General features: G+C 74.1%; 12 protein-coding genes and 1 riboswitch. Of the genes, 8 read left to right on the forward strand and 4 right to left on the reverse strand.

Annotation, left to right across the window (positions count from 1 at the left end):
* Positions 1-13: 13 nt before the first annotated feature.
* The 3 genes from FE251_RS00310 (at position 14) to FE251_RS00320 (ending at position 2,623) form a co-directional block, all read left to right on the forward strand.
* Positions 14-892 (forward strand): MurR/RpiR family transcriptional regulator, encoded by an 879-nt coding sequence (locus tag FE251_RS00310; protein WP_139072596.1) that lies wholly within the window; start codon positions 14-16, stop codon positions 890-892.
* 67 nt (positions 893-959) lie between these two features.
* Positions 960-1,955, forward strand: coding sequence for a Gfo/Idh/MocA family protein (locus tag FE251_RS00315; RefSeq protein ID WP_139947341.1), 996 nt, complete (start codon positions 960-962; stop codon positions 1,953-1,955).
* A 98-nt stretch (positions 1,956-2,053) separates the two neighbouring features.
* On the forward strand, positions 2,054-2,623 hold the full coding sequence (locus FE251_RS00320; RefSeq protein ID WP_139072598.1) for a YagU family protein: 570 nt from the start codon (positions 2,054-2,056) through the stop codon (positions 2,621-2,623).
* A gap of 124 nt (positions 2,624-2,747) precedes the next feature.
* On the opposite strand, the gene FE251_RS00325 is transcribed toward FE251_RS00320, so the two are convergent.
* The gene (locus tag FE251_RS00325; protein WP_139947343.1) at positions 2,748-4,424 is read right to left on the reverse strand and encodes an FAD-dependent oxidoreductase; all 1,677 of its coding nucleotides are present in this window, start codon (positions 4,422-4,424) and stop codon (positions 2,748-2,750) included.
* 61 nt (positions 4,425-4,485) lie between these two features.
* Here FE251_RS00325 and FE251_RS00330 point away from each other — a divergent pair, with 61 nt between their 5' ends.
* Positions 4,486-5,049, forward strand: coding sequence for a TetR/AcrR family transcriptional regulator (locus FE251_RS00330; RefSeq protein ID WP_139072600.1), 564 nt, complete (start codon positions 4,486-4,488; stop codon positions 5,047-5,049).
* 171 nt (positions 5,050-5,220) lie between these two features.
* Here FE251_RS00330 and hrpA read toward each other — a convergent pair whose 3' ends face one another.
* The gene (hrpA, locus tag FE251_RS00335; protein WP_168202600.1) at positions 5,221-9,669 is read right to left on the reverse strand and encodes an ATP-dependent RNA helicase HrpA; all 4,449 of its coding nucleotides are present in this window, start codon (positions 9,667-9,669) and stop codon (positions 5,221-5,223) included.
* A gap of 158 nt (positions 9,670-9,827) precedes the next feature.
* On the opposite strand from hrpA, the gene FE251_RS00340 reads away from it, so the two are divergent.
* The 3 genes from FE251_RS00340 (at position 9,828) to metE (ending at position 14,505) form a co-directional block, all read left to right on the forward strand.
* Positions 9,828-10,823 carry an endonuclease/exonuclease/phosphatase family protein gene (locus FE251_RS00340; protein WP_139072602.1) on the forward strand — a complete coding sequence of 332 codons (996 nt, stop codon included), beginning with the start codon at positions 9,828-9,830 and terminating at the stop codon, positions 10,821-10,823.
* A gap of 282 nt (positions 10,824-11,105) precedes the next feature.
* Positions 11,106-11,199: riboswitch (SAM riboswitch) on the forward strand.
* A 7-nt stretch (positions 11,200-11,206) separates the two neighbouring features.
* A complete protein-coding gene (locus FE251_RS00345) occupies positions 11,207-12,121 on the forward strand; it encodes a methylenetetrahydrofolate reductase (RefSeq protein ID WP_223147553.1) in 915 nt (304 codons plus the stop codon).
* Positions 12,118-14,505 (forward strand): 5-methyltetrahydropteroyltriglutamate--homocysteine S-methyltransferase, encoded by a 2,388-nt coding sequence (metE, locus tag FE251_RS00350; RefSeq protein WP_139947344.1) that lies wholly within the window; start codon positions 12,118-12,120, stop codon positions 14,503-14,505. The genes FE251_RS00345 and metE overlap by 4 nt, the downstream gene beginning before the upstream one ends.
* On the opposite strand, the gene FE251_RS00355 is transcribed toward metE, so the two are convergent.
* The gene (locus FE251_RS00355; RefSeq protein WP_139947346.1) at positions 14,502-15,749 is read right to left on the reverse strand and encodes a saccharopine dehydrogenase family protein; all 1,248 of its coding nucleotides are present in this window, start codon (positions 15,747-15,749) and stop codon (positions 14,502-14,504) included. The genes metE and FE251_RS00355 overlap by 4 nt on opposite strands.
* 54 nt (positions 15,750-15,803) lie before the next feature.
* Positions 15,804-16,928 carry a tryptophan--tRNA ligase gene (trpS, locus tag FE251_RS00360; protein ID WP_139947347.1) on the reverse strand — a complete coding sequence of 375 codons (1,125 nt, stop codon included), beginning with the start codon at positions 16,926-16,928 and terminating at the stop codon, positions 15,804-15,806.
* 107 nt (positions 16,929-17,035) lie between these two features.
* Here trpS and FE251_RS15610 point away from each other — a divergent pair, with 107 nt between their 5' ends.
* Positions 17,036-17,359, forward strand: a complete 324-nt coding sequence (locus FE251_RS15610) for a YtxH domain-containing protein (RefSeq protein WP_176554716.1) — start codon at positions 17,036-17,038, stop codon at positions 17,357-17,359.
* The last annotated feature ends 2 nt before the right edge of the window (positions 17,360-17,361 follow it).

Genomic DNA, 17,361 nt, shown 5'->3' on the forward strand with positions numbered 1-17,361 from the left:
AAGGATGGTTGTCATGGTCGAGTCCGGCCCTCCCCCCGACGGCGCCGCGCTGGTGAGTCGCATCAGCGCCGTGCTGCCCGAGCTTCGCCCCGCCGAGCGACGGGTGGGTGAGGCGGTCGTCGCCGACCCCACCTCCGTGGCCCGCGAGTCGATCACCGCTCTCGCCGAACGGTGCCGCACGTCCGCGCCCACCGTCGTGCGGTTCGCCAAGCGCATGGGCTTCTCCGGCTACCCGCAGCTGCGCCTCGCGCTGGCCAAGGCGGCCGGCATCGAGGAGGGGCGCACCGCCCGCGGCCCCATCTCCGGCACGCTCGACCCGGGCGACACCCTCGAGCAGGTCGTCGCCAAGATCGGCTACGCCGACGCGCGCGCCGTGGAGGACACGACCGCGATGCTCGACATCGCGGCGCTCGAGGCCGCCGTCGACGCGCTCGTCGGGGCCCGCCGGATCGACCTCGTCGGCGTGGCGGCCAGCGGCGTCACCGCGACCGACCTGTGCCAGAAGCTCTCCCGCCTCGGCCTGCAGGCCACGTGCCACCACGACCGGCACGCCGCGCTCACCGCGCTGTCGCTGCGCGGGCCGGGCGACGTCGTCATCGCCATCTCCCACTCGGGCAGCACGCCCGACGTCATCGCCCCGACGCGGCTCGCGGTCGAGCAGGGCGTCACGGCCATCGCGCTCACCAACCACCCGGGCTCCAAGCTGGCGCAGACGGCCGACATCGCGCTCATCACGACGACGCGCGAGACGACGTTCCGCTCCGGGGCGATGGCCAGCCGCATCGCCCAGCTCGTCGTCGTCGACTGCCTGTTCGTCGCCGTGGCGATGCGGGACATGGACGCCACCCACGCCGCCCTCGACGCCAGCTTCAAGGCCGTCGCCGACCTCTGACCCCACCCAGCCCCTCGCCCGCCGAGCGCTGGATCCGGCACGGGTGCGCGGACGATAGCCTCGGCCCGTGGACACAGTGCGATGGGGCATCATCGGGGTCGGCGACGTCACCGAGGCCAAGAGCGGCCCGGGCTTCCAGCAGGCGGAGGGCTCCTCGCTCGTCGCCGTCATGCGCCGCGACGGTGAGAAGGCGGCCGACTACGCCCGGCGCCACGGCGTCCCGCGCTGGTACGACGACGCCCAGGCGCTCATCGAGGACCCGGAGGTCGACGCCGTCTACGTCGCGACCCCGCCGGACTCCCACCGCGACTACGCCGTGCGCGTCCTCGAGGCCGGGAAGCCGGTCTACGTGGAGAAGCCGATGGCGCGCACCGCCGCGGAGTGCGAGGACGTCCTCGCCGCGGCCGAGCGCGCCGGGCAGCCCGTCTTCGTCGCCTACTACCGCCGCGCGATGCCACGGTTCGTCACCGTCAAGCGGCTGCTCGACGACGGCGCGATCGGCGAGGTCCACGCCGTCGCCGTCCACGCGTCCAAGCCGTCGGCGCTCGCGGACGGCGCGGACGTCCCGTGGCGGGTCCGCCCGGAGGTCGCCGGGGGCGGCCTGTTCGTCGACCTCGCCTCCCACACCCTCGACCTGCTCGACCACCTCCTCGGGCCGGTCGCCCGCGTCACCGGGTACGCCGCGAGGTTCGGGCGGGTGACGACCGCCGAGGACGTCGTCAGCGCCTCCTTCGAGCTGGAGTCCGGCGCGCTCGGCAGCGGGCTGTGGAGCTACGGCACCGCCGAGGAGCGCGACGAGGTCCGCATCCTCGGGTCCACCGGCACGCTGCGGTTCTCGACGTTCGGCCAGGAGCCGCTCGTGCTCACCACCGCCGCCGGCGAGCAGCACATCGAGGCGCCCTACCCGGTGACCGTCCAGCTGCCGCTCATCCAGAGCGTCGTCGACGAGCTCACCGGCCGCGGCACCTGCCCGAGCACCGGCGTCAGCGCCCTGCGCACCGCCCGCGTCGTCGACGCCCTCCTCGACGAGCACCGCGCCCGCCACGCCATCACCTTCGCCTGACCCCCGGACTGCTCGGGGCGGTCCGCCAGCCGGTGCGGGCCGGCGCGTGCGGACCTAGCCTTGCCTCCTCGACACATCTGCTCCTTGGGGGATGCGTGATGAGCACCGAGCACAGGTCCCGTCTCGTGGTCACCGATCAGGCCCGACGCCGGTACGGCACGGCCGTGTGGGTCGGCATCATCACCGGCTGCATCGGTGCGATCGTCAAGTTCGGCTGGGAGGTGCCGTTCCCGCCTCGCACGCCCGAGCGGAACGAGACCAACCCGCCGCAGGCGTTCGCCGAGCTGTTCGGCACCCCGTCGGACCTCACGCACGCGGTCTACTACTTCAACGAGAACGCCTTGCCGTGGTTCAGCTTCCTGCTCCACTTCGCGTTCTCGATCCTCTTCGCGGTGATCTACTGCGTCGTCGCCGAGAAGTGGCCGCGGATCAAGCTCTGGCAGGGCGTCGCGTACGGCCTGGTCGTCTGGATCGCCTGGCACTGGGTGGTCATGCCCGCGGTCGGCATCATCCCGGCGCTGTGGGACCAGCCGATCGAGGAGCACCTCTCCGAGCTGGCCGGGCACGCCGCGTGGATGTGGGTCATCGAGCTCACCCGCCGGGATCTGCGCAACCGGATCACGCACGAGCCGGACGCCGAGGTTCCCCTCACGTCCCCGTTCCGCTGAGTCGACCCACCACCACCCCGGCCGCGCGCTCCCCCGCCGCCGAGGTCGCACGTTCTCGCCTGAGTCCCGCCGGAAGAACCGGCGACCGCTGACGGAAACGTGCGACCTCGGAGGGTGGGGGTGACTAGCGCACGGTGGTCGCCGTCGCCGTCGCCGTCGTCGTCGGCACGCCGACCTTCGCCATGTGGCGGGCGGCGCGCATCCCGAAGACGGCGGCCGGGCCGATGGTCGAGCCGGGCCCGGGGTACGTGCGCCCCATGACCGAGGCGGAGTTGTTGCCCGCTGAGTAGAGGCCCTCGATGACCGAGCCGTCCTCGCGCAGCGCCCGCGCGTCGGCGTCGGTCACCACACCACCCTTGGTGCCGAGGTCCCCGACGACGAGCTTGAAGGCCGTGAAGGGGCCCTTCTCGATGGGGCCGAGGTTGGGGTTGGGGCGCACGGTCGGGTCGCTGTAGTAGCGGTCGTAGGCCGAGTTGCCGCGGCCGAAGTCGCCGTCGACGCCGGAGCGCGCGAAGCCGTTGAAACGCACGATCGTCTCGGCGAAGCGGGCCTTGTCGACGCCGAGCTTCTCGGCGAGCTCCTCGAGGGTGTCGGCCTTGACCATGATCCCGGCCTCCTGCATCTTCTTGTTCGCCCGCGGGTCCAAGGCGTAGGTGCGCAGGTAGCGGCGGGCGTGCCGGACGTCGGTGACCATCCAGTACGGGCCGTCCTTGTCGTGCTCGAGCATGTGGTGCCCGAGGTCGACGTAGGACTCGGACTCGTTGGCGATCCGTTCGCCGGTGGAGTCGACGATGATCGAGTAGGGCATGGACCGCTCGCCCACGATGAAGGACGGCGACCCGCCGGGCAGTGCCTCGATCGAGGCTCCCCACCAGGCGTCGTCCATGAGCTCGAGCGCCGCTCCGTGGCGTGCGGCGATGTCGATCGCGCCGCCGAGGTTGCCGCGGGCGCCGGAGGGGGCGCCGTCGATGCCGTGGTACTTGCGGCGCCACTCGACGTTGTGGTCGAAGCCGCCGGCGGCGAGCATGACGCCGTGCGTCGCGCGGATCGTCAGCGCCTTGCCCTCGCGCGTCGTCCGGACACCGACGACGCGGTCGTCCTCGATGACGAGGTCCTCGAGCGGGGCGCTCAGCCACAGGTCCGCGCCGAGCTTCTGGACGACGACGTCGAGGAACGCGGCCGTCCAGCCGGAGCCGATCCCGGCGAGCTTCTTGCCCGTGACGATGCCGCCGAGGGCGCGGAAGACGAACTGGGCGCCGCGGACGAAACCGCTCGGGGTGGACCAGGCACGGCCGAGCAGCCACACGTCGTCGGTCTTGGCGGGCAGCGGGATCGGCGACTGGTTGGTCTTCCACCAGTCCCCGATGCGCTTGACGTCGAAGGGCTTGACCTCGAGGCCGCGGCCGATCTTGCCGCCGGGCAGCTCGGGGTAGTAGTCGGCGTAGTCGGGCGCGCGGACGAGCTCGATGCCGTACTTCGTCGCCGTGTCGACGAAGTCCGCGACGCCGTCGACGAAGGCCTCCTTGCGCTCGCGGCTCGTCGCGCGGCCCTCGTCGCCGATCGTCGCCTCGAGGTACTCCAGCGCCTCCTCGCGTGAGTCCCCTGCACGGTCGCGGCGCATGAGCGGGTTGTTGGGCAGCCACATGCCTCCGCCGGACATCGCGGTGTTGCCGCCCCACGCGCCCGTGCTCTCGAGGATGAGGACGCGCAGGCCCTTGTCGGCCGCTCCCAGCGCCGTCACCATGCCCGCGGCACCGCTGCCGACGACGACGACGTCGTAGGTCTGGTCAAATTCGGTCATCTCTGCTCCCTCCAGTGGGACAGATACCGGACAGAGTTGTCCGGTTCCTATGATCATGAGCATGACGCTCGCCGCCCGCGGAGGCAACAGAGGTCCTGCGGCGGCCGCCGACAACCGGCGCGCGCTGCTCAGGGCGGCACGCGAGCTCTTCGCCGACAAGGGGTACAACGTCCCCCTGAGCGCCATCGCCCGTGAGGCCGGCGTGGGGCAGGGCGTGCTCTACCGCCACTTCCCGAGCCGCCTGGACCTCGCGTTCGCCGTCTTCGAGGAGAACTTCGCCGAGCTCACGGCGCTCGCCGAGGACGAGGCGCCCGACGCCTTCGAACGGGTCGTCGCGCGGATGGTCGAGCTCATGGTCGAGTCGGTGGGGTTCGTCGAGCTCGTCGTCGGCGCGCGCGGCGTCGTCACGGACTACCAGGGCGACCGCCAGCTGGCCGAGATCCTCACCGGGCCCCTCGAGCGCGCCCGGGCCGCCGGCCTGACAGCCCCCGACATCGGGGTCGAGGCCGTCGCCCTCGCCCTGCGGATGATCTACGGCGTGGCGACCACCGCCCGCGATGACGACCAGCGCCGCGCCGACGTCGCCGCCGCCCTGTCCCTCGTCACCACCCGCTGGCGCCCCTAGCGCACGCCCGCCGCCCTCGCCCTCGAGGTCGCTCCCGCCGCTCGCCCGGCCTTCGCCCGCCGCCGAGTTCGCACGTTCTCCTCCGAGTCCCGCTGAAAGAACCGGCGACCGCTGACGGGAATGTGCGACCTCGGCGGGTGGGTGAGGGTGGGGCCGGGGAACGTGGCTGCGTCAGGCGGTGGCGAGGAGCTTGCGGATGCGCTTCTCGCTCACCTTGACCGGGGTGCCGAGCTGCTGGGCGAAGAAGCTCACGCGCAGCTCCTCGATCAGCCAGCGCACCTCCTCCAGGGTCGCCTGCCGGGCCGCGTCGGCGGTGGCGTGGCGCGCGGCCGACGCCGCGGCCTCGTACTCCTCCTCCAGCTCGCCCACGCGCCAGGCCAGGTTGGCGTCCTGGTGGACGTTGTCCTGGGCGCGCTGCACGCGCCGCTGCGCCGCGCGCAGGTAGCGCGGCAGGTGGGCCAGCCGGTCGGCCGGGGTGCGCGAGACGAAGCCGTCGTAGACCAGCCGCGAGGCCTGGTCCTTGACGTCGGTGAGCGTGTTGAGGAGGAACATCGACGTCGCGTCCTTGACCGTCGCCTCGAGCTCACGGTGCGCGTCGAGCACCGCCACCACCTGCCCGACGATCCGGTACACCCGGTCCTCCAGCCCGGCGCGGACGGCGTGGCGCAGCTCGGCGTAGCGGGCGGCGTCCATCGGCTCGCGACCGCCGTGGGCCGCGACCCACTCGTCGGCCAGCGCCGTGACGGCGGCGAGCTGGACGTCGGCGACGAGCGACCCGGTGTCCCGGTACGGGCTTGCGGCGAGGGTGAGCGCCTCGCGGCCCGTCCACCGCGTCGTCACCCGCGAGGTGGACAGCGCCGTCTCGGTGAGCAGCAGCCGCCGGACGCCGCGACGGTGGTCGCGCGCCTGCTCGCCGGAGTCGGCGAGGACGAGGAGGTCCACCCGCGGCGGCTTCCCGCGCTCGGCGCGCACCTCGACGAGCGCCGGGTACCCGCGCACGAGCAGGCCGTGCGGCCCGGTCGACTCGACCTGCGCGGGGATGGTCCCGACGGCCGGCCACGTGCTGAGCCCGTGCTCCTCGGTGATCCCCGCCGCCACCGGCCGCGCGGCCCCGGCGGCGGCGCCCTCGACCGCCGTCTCGCCGCCGGTCGGCGCCGGACCGCCCGCAGACAGCCGCCCGCCGCCGGACTGCTCGCGGGCCTCCTCCAGCGCGAGGGCGACCGCGCCCTTGACGGCGCTGCGCACCGCGGCCTGGGTCTGTGCCGCGAGCCGCCGCTGGAGCATCGGCAGCGACGTGCTCTCCCCGAGCACGGTGCCCTTGTCGTCCAGGACGCGGAACGTCATCCGCAGGTGGGAGGGCAGCTTCTCCTCGTCCCACGCGTCGTCGGGGATCTCGACGCCGCGCGCCATGGCGACGGCGGCGGAGAAGGCCTCGCGGAAGGACGGCGCCCCGAACGGCGCCGGCGCGACGTCCGACCACTGCGGCAGCAGCTTGAGCACCTCCCGGGCGACGTCGGGAGCCGGGACGAGCTGGACGCGCACCTTCTTCGGCAGCGAGCGGATCGTCGCGACGGCGAGGTCGGGCAGCAGGCCGGGGACCAGCCAGTCGAACCCGTCGGCGCGCAGCCTCCCGAGGACGGCGACCGGGACGTGGACGGTGACGCCGTCGGCGGCCGTGCCGGGCTCGAACTGGTAGGTGAGCGGCAGGGTGAGGTCGCCCTGCCTCCACGTGTCCGGGAAGTCGCCGGAGGAGACGTCCGGCTCCCCGCCGAAGAGGAGCTCGCGGGTGAAGTCGAGCAGCTCCGGCTCCTCGTGGCGGCGCTTCTTCCACCACGAGTCGAAGTGCCGGGCACTGACGACGGACTCGGGCAGGCGCTCGTCGTAGAAGTCGTAGATGCCGTTCTCGTCGATGACGAGGTCCCGGCGTCGGGTGCGGTTCTCCAGCTCCTCGGCCTCGGCGAGGAGCTCCTTGTTGCGCGCCCAGAACTTGTGGTGGGTGCGCCACTCGCCCTCGACGAGCGCGTGGCGGATGAACAGCTCGCGGGCCAGGGCGCGCGCCGCGTCGGTCCCCACGCGGGAGAGGGGCACCGTGCGGTCCGCGACGAGCGTCATCCCGTAGAGGAGCACCTTCTCGTGGACCATCGCCGCGCCCTGCCGGGCGGACCAGTAGGGCTCGGAGTAGACCTTCTTCACGAGGTGCGCCGCGGCCGGCTCCACCCACGACGGCTTGATGTGCGCGACCGTCCGGGCGAAGAGGCGGGAGGTCTCGACGAGCTCGGCGGCCATCACCCAGTCGTAGGTCTTCTTCGCCAGGCCGGACCCGGGCCACACGACGAACCGGGTGCCCCGGGCGCCGGCGTACTCGCGGCGTCGCTCGTCGTAGCTGCCGAGGTTGGACAGCAGCCCGACGAGCAGGGACTGGTGGATCGCGTCGGCGCTCGCGGCGTCCGCGGAGCGGCCCGCGGTGACGGCGGCGGCGGCCGGGTCCTCGCCCACCTCGTCCGCGTGCGGCAGGGCGATCGGGTGCATGGACAGCCCGAGCGGCTTGGCGAGCTGACGCAGCTGGGCGACGACGTCCTGCCACTCCCGCACCCGCAGGTAGTTGAGGAACTCCGCCCGGCACATCCGGCGGAACGCCGAGCCGGACAGGTCGCGCTGCTGGATCCGCAGGTAGCGCCAGAGGTTGAGGTAGGCGAGGAAGTCGGACGTGGGGTCGGTGAACCGGCGGTGCTTGGCGTCGGCGGCCTGCTGGTGCTCGGCGGGCCGCTCGCGCACGTCCTGCACCGACAGGGCGGCGACGATGACCATGACCTCCGCGGCGCAGCCGTTCGTCTGCGCCTCGAGGAGCATCCGGCCCAGCCGCGGGTCGATCGGCAGCCGGGCGAGCTGACGGCCGACCGGGGTGAGCCGGGGACCGCCGGCGTCGTCCGGGTCGAGCGCACCGATCTCGACGAGGAGCTGGACGCCGTCGCGCACGGACCGCGTGTCGGGCTGGTCGACGAACGGGAAGCCCTCGACGTCGCCGAGCCCGAGCGCCGCCATCTGGAGGATGACCGCGGCGAGGGAGGTGCGCAGGATCTCGGGCTCGGTGTACTCCGGTCGCGAGTCGTAGTCGGCGCGGGAGTACAGCCGGATCGCGATGCCGTCGGCCACGCGGCCGCAGCGTCCGGCGCGCTGGTTCGCGCTCGCCTGGGAGACCGGCTCGATCGGCAGCCGCTGGACCTTCGTGCGGTTGGAGTAGCGCGAGATCCGGGCGGTGCCCGGGTCGACGACGTAGCGGATGCCGGGCACGGTCAGCGAGGTCTCGGCCACGTTCGTCGCGAGGACCACGCGGCGGAGCTGGTGCGGCTCGAACACCCGGTGCTGCTCGGCGGCGGAGAGCCGCGCGTACAGCGGGACGACCTCGACGACGCCGGGCCGTCCGGGCGCGGCCCGGCCGGCGTACCGCGGGCCGAGGTGCTCGGCGAGGGCGACCTCGGTGTCACGGATCTCCCGCTCGCCGGAGAGGAAGACGAGGATGTCGCCCGGGCCCTCGGTCATGAGCTCGTCGACCGCGCGGCAGATCGCCGTCGGCTGGTCGAGCTCCTCCTCGGGGGCGGGGGAGTCGTCCTCGGTGTCGGGGACGAGTGGCCGGTAGCGGACCTCGACCGGGTAGGTCCGCCCGGAGACCTCGACGACGGGCGCCGGGACGCGCTCGCCGTCCTCGCCGTCGCGGCCGAAGTGGGCGGCGAAGCGGGCGGAGTCGATGGTCGCGGAGGTGATGACGACCTTGAGGTCGGGACGCTGCGGGAGCAGCCGGGCGAGGTAGCCGAGGATGAAGTCGATGTTGAGGGACCGCTCGTGGGCCTCGTCGACGATGATCGTGTCGTAGCGACGCAGCAGCGGGTCGCGCTGGATCTCGGCGAGGAGGATGCCGTCGGTCATGAGCTTGACGAGCGTCGTCGGGCCGACCTCGTCGGTGAAGCGCACCTGGTAGCCGACGGCGCCGCCGAGCGGGACGCCGAGCTCCTCGGCGATGCGCTCGGCCACGGTGCGGGCGGCGATCCGGCGCGGCTGGGTGTGCCCGATGGTGCCCTCGACCCCGCGGCCGAGCTCGAGGCAGATCTTGGGCAGCTGGGTCGTCTTCCCCGAGCCGGTCTCACCGGCGACGATGACGACCTGGTGGTCGCGGATGGCCGCGGCGATCTCCTCGCGGCGTGCCGAGACCGGCAGCTGCTCCGGGTAGGTGATGTGCGGGACGGCGGCGCGTCGGGCGGCCAGCTGCTCGGGCGAGTAGCCGCGGTGCCCGGCCGGACGTCCCTTGCCCGAGCGGCCCGAGCGGCGGCCCGCGCCGGAGCGTCCGGGGTTCTCACCCGTGGTGCCCGAGCCGGCAGCCGGGGTTCCGGCGTCGGCGCCGGAGCGTCCGGCCGGGGTGTCGGAGCGTGCGGCGTCGGCACCGGAGCGCCCGGCCTCGGCACCGGAGCGTCCGCCGCGCCGGCGCCGTCCGCGGCGGCCGTCGCCGCTGTGGGTCTCACCCCGGTGGGTCTCGCCGCGTGGGGCACCGTCCGGCTGGGCCGGGGCGCCGGTCTCCGGTCGCTGGGGCGCGTTGTCTGCGTGCTCCGCGCCCGGCTCCGTGCTCACGGTCGACCATTCTCGCCGATCGGGCGGGCCCGGTCATCCGGGTTTCCTCCCGATGAACGGTCCCGTCCGGGCGAGGAGGAGTGCGGGAGTTGCGCGCGCCGGGTGAGGGGGGTGGGAGGACGGCGCCCCGGGAGTGCCTGCCGGGTGACAATGGCGCGGTGTTCAAGCTCCTCGGCTGGGTGGTGACCCTCGCCCTCGTCGCCGCCGCCGCGCTCACGCTCGACCCGGCGCGCCTCGGGCTGTCCACCCGGCTCCCGGTCACCCAGGCGATCGCCATGCGTCCCTACCTCGTGGCCGGTTTCGTGGTGCTCGGCGGTGTCCTGCTGCTCGGTGTCCTGCTCGCCGCGCTCCGCGGACGACGGCGGCCGCGGGGTGCCGTCCTCGCGCTCGCGTTCCTCGCGGTCGGGCTCGGGCACGGGCTCGTCCTGTGGGACCGGGGCCTGACGGACGACCCGCTCCCCGAGGCGCCCGCCGGTGCCGTCACCGTGTTCACCCTCAACACCCTCGGGGGCGGCGCGACGCCCCAGCAGGTGGCCGCGGCCGCGCTGGGGACGGGCGCGGACGTGCTCGCCCTGCCGGAGACCTCCGCGGCCAGCGCGCGACTCGTCGCCGAGGAGCTGACGGCGAGCACGGGGACGCCGTTCCAGGTGTTCGCCCGGCAGACCGGGAAGTGGGAGTCGAGCTCGACCGCGCTCCTCGTGAGCGCTGACCTCGGGGAGTACGCGGAGGCCGACCCGCCGGCGACGTCGCACGGCGCGGTGCGTGCCGAGCCGGTCGACGGCGAAGGCCCCACGTTCCTCGCCGTCCACCCCATCAGCCCGCACGCGCCCGGCCGGGCGATGGAGCGGTGGCGGGCCGACCTGCACGCCGTGACCGAGGCGTGCCGCAGCGAGTCCGACGTCATCGTCGCCGGGGACTTCAACGCGACGCTCGACCACGAGCCCATGCGGGACATCGGCACCTGCGTCGACGCGTCGACCGAGGGTGGTGTCGGCGGGCTCGCGACGTGGCCGGCGCACCTGCCCCGGCTCGTCGGCGCCCCCATCGACCACATCCTGCTCGACGGCGACCGGTACGTCGTCGACGCCGCCGCCGTGCTCGACGTCGGTGACAGCGACCACCGCGCCGTCGTCGCGCAGCTCTCCCCGAGGTAGCCGCACCCTCGCGCACAACTCCGCTCTCGCGAGCAACTCGGCTGTCGCGAGCAACTCGGCTGTCGTGAGCAACTCGGCTGTCGGCGGGGGAAGGGTTGAGGACCTCCTCACGAGAGCCGACTTCTGCGCGAGAGCCGACTTCTGCGCGAGAGCGGGTTTTTGCGCGAGAGCGGAGTTCTGTACGACGGGCGGCCCCGTCTCACCGCGCCCGCCCGAGCGGGCCGGTGGTCTCGCATCCCGGATGGTCTTTGCCCAGGTCGCGACGGCACCAGCACGATCGCACCACCATCCAGAGCGGTCGAGAGTCCTGGCTCGTCGACGCCGCAGCAACCCCCCGGTCCACGGGTGCGGGTGCTTCCGCCAGGTCCGATGGGAGAGTCTCCTTGAGCACCGCTAGCCTGCTGACCGTGCCGCGTGGCCGACCGACCGTGTCCTTCGAGCTCTACCCGCCGCGCACGCCGGCCGCTGCGGCCGCCGCGTGGGAGACCGTCGAGCGCCTGGCCGCAGCCGCGCCGGACTTCTTCTCCGTCACCTACGGTGCGTCCGGCTCTGCACGGGACGCCTCCCGGCAGCTCGTGCAGCGGATCCTCGCCGAGACCTCGGTGACCCCGATCGCCCACCTCACCTGCGTCGACAGCACCCGGGAGGAGCTCCGGCAGCTCGTGCGCGAGCTCGTCGACGACGGCGTGCGCGACTTCCTCGCGCTGCGTGGCGACCCGCCCGACGGGCGCCCCGCCACCCGCCCGGGCGGCCTGAGCCGGTCGAGCCAGCTCGTCGCGCTCATCCGCGACGTCGAGCGGGAGCGCCTGGGCGGCCGCGGGCTGAGCATCGCCGTCGCCGCCTACCCGGCGGGCACGTCCCACACCCGCGCCCAGGACGTCGCCGCGCTCCTGGAGAAGCAGGAGGCCGGCGCGGACTACGCGATCACCCAGGTGTTCTACGACCCGGCCGCCTACGCCGACCTCGTCGCCGAGGCGCGGGCCGCCGGGGTCCACCTGCCCGTCGTCGCCGGGATCATCCCGCTGACCGAGCCGCGCCGGCTCACCCGGCTCGCGGCCCTCACCGGGGTGCCCGTGCCGGACGACGTCCTGGACCTCCTCGCCGCGGCCCCCGACGACGAGGAGCGCCACCGCGTCGGCGTCGCCGCGACCGTGCGGCTCGCCGAGGGCGTCATCGCCGCTGGCGCACCTGGTCTGCACGTGTTCACCTTCAATCAGTACCGGCCCGCGCTCGACGTCGTCGAGCGACTTCGCCGACCACTCGCCCACACCCGACCGATCACGAGGACGACCCGATGACCGACCGCACCGCGCCCCAGCTGCCCGCCGCCACGATCCTCGGGTACCCGAGGATCGGGCCGCTCCGCGAGCTCAAGCGCGTCGTCGAGGCCTTCTGGGCGGGGCACAGCGAGCTCGACGACCTCGAGGCGCAGGCCGCCGAGCAGCGCCGCTCCCAGCGGACCCGGCTCGTCGACCTCGGCCTGGCGCCGGACGACGCGTCCATCCCGAGCGACTTCTCCTACTACGACCAGGTGCTCGACGCCGCCGTCACGCTCGGTGCGGTCCCGCCGCGCTTCGCCCACCTCCTCGACGAGGACGGCGCCCTCGACCTGCCCGGCTACTTCACCCTGGCCCGGGGCGAGGGCGACGTCGCGCCGCTGGAGATGACGAAGTGGTTCGACACGAACTACCACTACCTCGTGCCGGAGATCGGCCCGCGCACCGAGTTCCGCCTCGCCGACGACCGCGTCCTGCGGCTCTTCCTCGAGGGCGCCACGGAGGGCGTGACCACGCGCCCCGTCGTCGTCGGGCCGGTGACGTTCCTCCTGCTGAGCAAGGCGGTGGGGGAGCAGCACGGTGAGGGCGCCGCTCCCGCGACCGCGCCGCCCGCGGGCTTCACCCCCCTCGACCGGCTCGAGGACCTCCTGCCCGTCTACGTCGAGCTGCTGCGCTCGCTCGGCAGGGCCGGGGCGCCGTGGGTGCAGCTCGACGAGCCCGCGCTCGCCGTGGACTGGGACGTCCCGCGCGAGCGGGTGCTCGCCGCCGCCGAGCGCGCCTACGCCGTGCTCGCCACCGAGACGACCCGCCCCGAGCGGCCCGCGCTGTTCGTCCCGGTCCCCTACGGCTCCGCGGAGGACGCCCTGCCGGTGCTCGCCCGGGCCGGCGTCGAGGCCGTCGGCCTCGACCTCGTCCGGGGCGCCGCGCCCTCGCCCGAGGTGCTCGCGCAGCTCGGGGACGCTGTCGTCGTCGCCGGGGCGGTCGACGGGCGCAACGTCTGGCGCACCGACCTCGACGCCGCGCTCGCCCGTCTCCAGGAGCTCGAGGCGGGGCTGCCCGACGGCGCGGCGCGCGACGGACGGCTGTGCGTCACGACGTCGACCTCCCTGCAGCACGTCCCCTACGACGTCGGGGCGGAGCGCGCGCTGGACCCCCAGCTGCGCAGCTGGCTCGCCTTCGCCGACCAGAAGGTCGAGGAGGTGCTCGCCCTGGCGACCGCCCTCACCGGCGGCCCCGGCGCCGCGAGCGAGGCGTTCCGCACGGCCGCCGACCGCCGCCGCTCCCGCTTCGAGCACCCCGGTGTGCGTCGGGAGGACGTCCGCCGGCGCGTGGCCGCGATCGGTGAGGAGGACGTGACCCGGGCGGACTTCGCCGAGCGGGCCGCCGCGCAGGCCGAGGTGCTCGACCTCCCGCCGCTGCCGACGACGACGATCGGCTCCTTCCCCCAGACCTCCGAGATCCGCAGCGCCCGCGCCCGTCACCGCGCCGGCGACCTCTCGGAGGAGGAGTACACCGCGGCGATGCGCGCGGAGATCGAGCGGGTGGTGCGGCTGCAGGAGGAGCTCGGCCTGGACGTGCTCGTCCACGGCGAGCCCGAGCGCAACGACATGGTCCAGTACTTCGCCGAGCAGCTCGAGGGGTTCGCGGCCACCGAGCACGGGTGGGTGCAGTCCTACGGGACGCGGTGCACCCGGCCCTCCATCCTCTGGGGCGACGTCGCGCGTCCCGCGCCCATCACCGTCGAGTGGACCCGGTACGCCGCCTCGCTCACCGACAAGCCGGTCAAGGGCATGCTCACCGGACCGGTGACGATCCTCGCCTGGTCCTTCGTCCGCGACGACCAGCCGCCGGCGGACACCGCCGCCCAGGTGGCGCTCGCGCTGCGGGAGGAGGTGGCCGACCTCGAGGCCGCCGGCATCGGCATCATCCAGGTCGACGAGCCCGCCCTGCGCGAGCTGCTGCCCCTGCGCGCGGAGCACCGGCCCGCCTACCTCGACTGGTCGGTGCGCGCGTTCCGCATCGCCACCGCCGTCGCCGGCCTCCGCACCCAGGTCCACACCCACCTGTGCTACTCGGAGTTCGGGGACGTCATCGACGCGATCGACGCGCTCGACGCCGACGTCACGAGCATCGAGGCCGCCCGCTCCCGGATGGAGGTGCTGCCCGAGCTGCACGCCGCGGGGTTCGCCCGCGGCGTCGGGCCGGGTGTCTACGACATCCACTCCCCGCGGGTGCCGAGCGAGGACGAGGTCGCCGAGCTCGTCGGGCTCGCGGCCGAGTCGGTCCACCCGCGGCTGCTGTGGGTCAACCCCGACTGCGGCCTCAAGACGCGGCGTTACGAGGAGGTCGAGCCCGCGCTGCGCCGCCTCGTCGCGGCGGCGGGGCGCGTGCGGGCGCGGCTCTAGGCCGGCGCCCCTTCCAGGCGCTCGGTGGTGATCTGGAACCCGGCGCGCACGAGCCGGTCGGCAAGCACCGGGCCGAGGGCCGTGGCGGGGGTGAGCACGCCGCCGCCGTCGGGCAGCCGGCTCTCGTCGGTGGCCAGAGCGAGGGCCGACTCCCCGAGCATGACGGCGGTCGCCGCGTACCCCGGGTCGCCCTGGGCGGCGAAGACAGTGCGGTAGCGGGCGCCGGTGGTCGTGCGGGCAAGGGTCTCGACGCGGAAGTGGCCCGACAGGCGCGTCTCCTCGTCGGGTCCCTCACCGGGAGCGGGCAGCAGCCGGTCGGCCAGCCAGCGGGTGGGCGGCAGGGTCATCGCGGCGGCCGCCGCCCCCGTGCCCAGGGCGAGGGCGCGCGCCCGCCGCTCCCCGCGCGGGCCGGGCCCGAGGTCGATGACCTCGCGGTAGCGCAGGTCGCGCCCGTAGGCCCAGCCGGCCAGCGCGTTGCTGCGGTGGACCACCCGGGTGTTGAACGCCGCCATCGGGAAGGGCGCCACCCAGGTCCCGGTGAGCAGGTCGCGGAAGGCCCGCGCGGGCACGTGCTGGTCGACGGCGGGCGGGGCGACGCCGTCGGGCAGCAGCGCGTAGGGGTCGGCGAGGACGCGCCCGGCCTCCGGGTCCCGGGCGGCGTCCGCCTGCACCCGCATCGAGTCGATCGTCCCCCCGCTCACACCGCCCGCGATCTCGCGCACGGCGAGCGTGACCTCGCGCAGCCCGCCCGCGGCGTCGGCCCGGGCGTGGAGCGCGGTGAGGAGGACGGACAGGTCCGAGGGCACCGAGTCGAACCCGCACGAGTGGACGATGCGCGCCCCGGTGCCGCGCGCGGTCTCGTGGAAGCGGTGGGCGCTCTCGCGCAGGAAGAGCACCTCCCCGGCGAGGTCGGCGTAGTGCGTGCCCGCCTCCGCGCACGCCCGCACGAGCGGCAGGCCGTGGCGCGTGTAGGGCCCGACGGTCGTCGCGACGACGCGCGTGGAGGCGGCGAGGTCCGCCAGCGCGGCGTCGTCCTCGGCGTCGGCGGTGAGGACCTGCCAGTCGGCCGCGTGCTCACCCAGCCCGGCACGCACCGCCTCGAGCCGCTCGCGGGAGCGCCCGGCGAGGGCGACTCGCCGGCCGGGGGCGTGCCGCGCGAGGTACTCGGCGACGAGACGGCCGACGAAGCCGCTCGCGCCGTAGACGACGACGTCCAGCGGGCGGTCCTTCCGGTGCTCGCTCATGCACCCGAGGCTAGGTGGACAGCGCCGAGCGCGCACGGTCGTGCGCCGCCGGGTTCAGGAGTAGACCATCCCCAGCGCCCTCTGGACCTCGGCGAGCGTGGCCGCGGCGACCTCGTTCGCGCGGGCGTTGCCCTCGGCGAGCACCTGGCGCAGGTAGCCCGGCTCGGCGAGGAGCTCGGCACGGCGGGCACGGATCGGGGCGAAGTGCTCGTTGACCGCCTCGGTCACCGCCTTCTTCAGCGCGCCGCCACCGCCGTCGCCGATCTCGGCAGCGACCTCGTGCGGGTCGCGCCCGCTGGCGAGCGCGGCGAGCAGGACGAGGTTGGAGACCTCGGGACGCCCGGCGGGGTCGTAGGTGATGTGCCGGTCGGAGTCGGTGACCGCCTTCTTCAGCCGCTTGGCGGTGGTGTCGGCGTCCATCCCGATCTCGATGGTGTTGCCCTTCGACTTGCTCATCTTCTGCCCGTCCGTGCCGAGCAGGAGCGTCGCAGCGGACAGGAGGGCCTCGGGGGCGGGGAAGACGGGGCGGTCGGGCTGCACGCGCCCGTAGCGCTCGTCGAAGCGGCGGGCGATGACGCGGGCCTGCTCGAGGTGCGGGAGCTGGTCCTTGCCGACCGGCACGAGGTTGGCCTTGCAGAAGAGGATGTCGGCGGCCTGGTGGACCGGGTAGGTGAGCAGCAGCCCGGACATCGGACGCCCGCCGCTCGCCTCGTACTCCGCCTTGACGGTCGGGTTGCGGCGCAGCTCGGCGTCGGTGACGAGGGAGAGGAACGGCAGCATGAGCTGGTTGAGCGCCGGCACCGCGGAGTGGGAGAAGACCGTCGAGCGCTCCGGGTCGATCCCGATCGCGAGGTAGTCCGCGACGAGCGAGAGCACCCGCTCCTCGATCTCCCCGACGGCGTCGCGGTCGGTGATGACCTGGTAGTCGGCGATGAGCACCCAGGTCTCCACGCCACGGTTCTGCAGCGCCACCCGGTTGGCCAGGGTCCCGAAGTAGTGGCCGAGGTGGAGGTGGCCGGTGGGCCGGTCCCCGGTGAGGACGCGGAACCGCGAGGGGTCCGCGTCGATCTCCGCCTCGATCTGCTGGGAGCGGCGGGTCGTGCGCTCGAGGGAGGCGTCGGAGGTGGACTCGGCCAGCGCGTCTGCGGCGGCGGCGTCGGCGGTCTGCTCGGTACTCACCCCGCGATCCTAGTCATTCCCCCCGTTCCCGGGCGGTCGTGCCCGTGCGCGGTGGCCCAGGTCACCGTAGGGTGATGCCCCTCATCACATACGGAGGTGGACGTTTCATGGGCAAGCTCTCGTTCTTCGTCGGAGCCGGGGTCGGTTACCTGCTCGGTGCTCGCGCAGGTCGGCAGCAGTTCGAGAAGATCAAGTCCGCGAGCCAGCAGGTGTGGGAGAACCCCCGCGTGCAGTCGGGCGTGCACAAGGTCGAGGAGAAGGTGGGCCAGGTCGCCCGCGACCAGGCCTCCGCCGTCACCGACAAGGTGACCGGCACGGTGAAGAGCCGGATCAACGGCACGAACGGCTCGACGAGCTCCTCGTCCGCCCCGTCCGCAGGCTCCGGTGGCGGCTCCCAGATGCCCCCCACGCCTCCTCAGCCCGAGATCTGAGC

The sequence above is a fragment of the Georgenia wutianyii genome, from assembly GCF_006349365.1.
GTDB classification, from domain to species: domain Bacteria; phylum Actinomycetota; class Actinomycetes; order Actinomycetales; family Actinomycetaceae; genus Oceanitalea; species Oceanitalea wutianyii.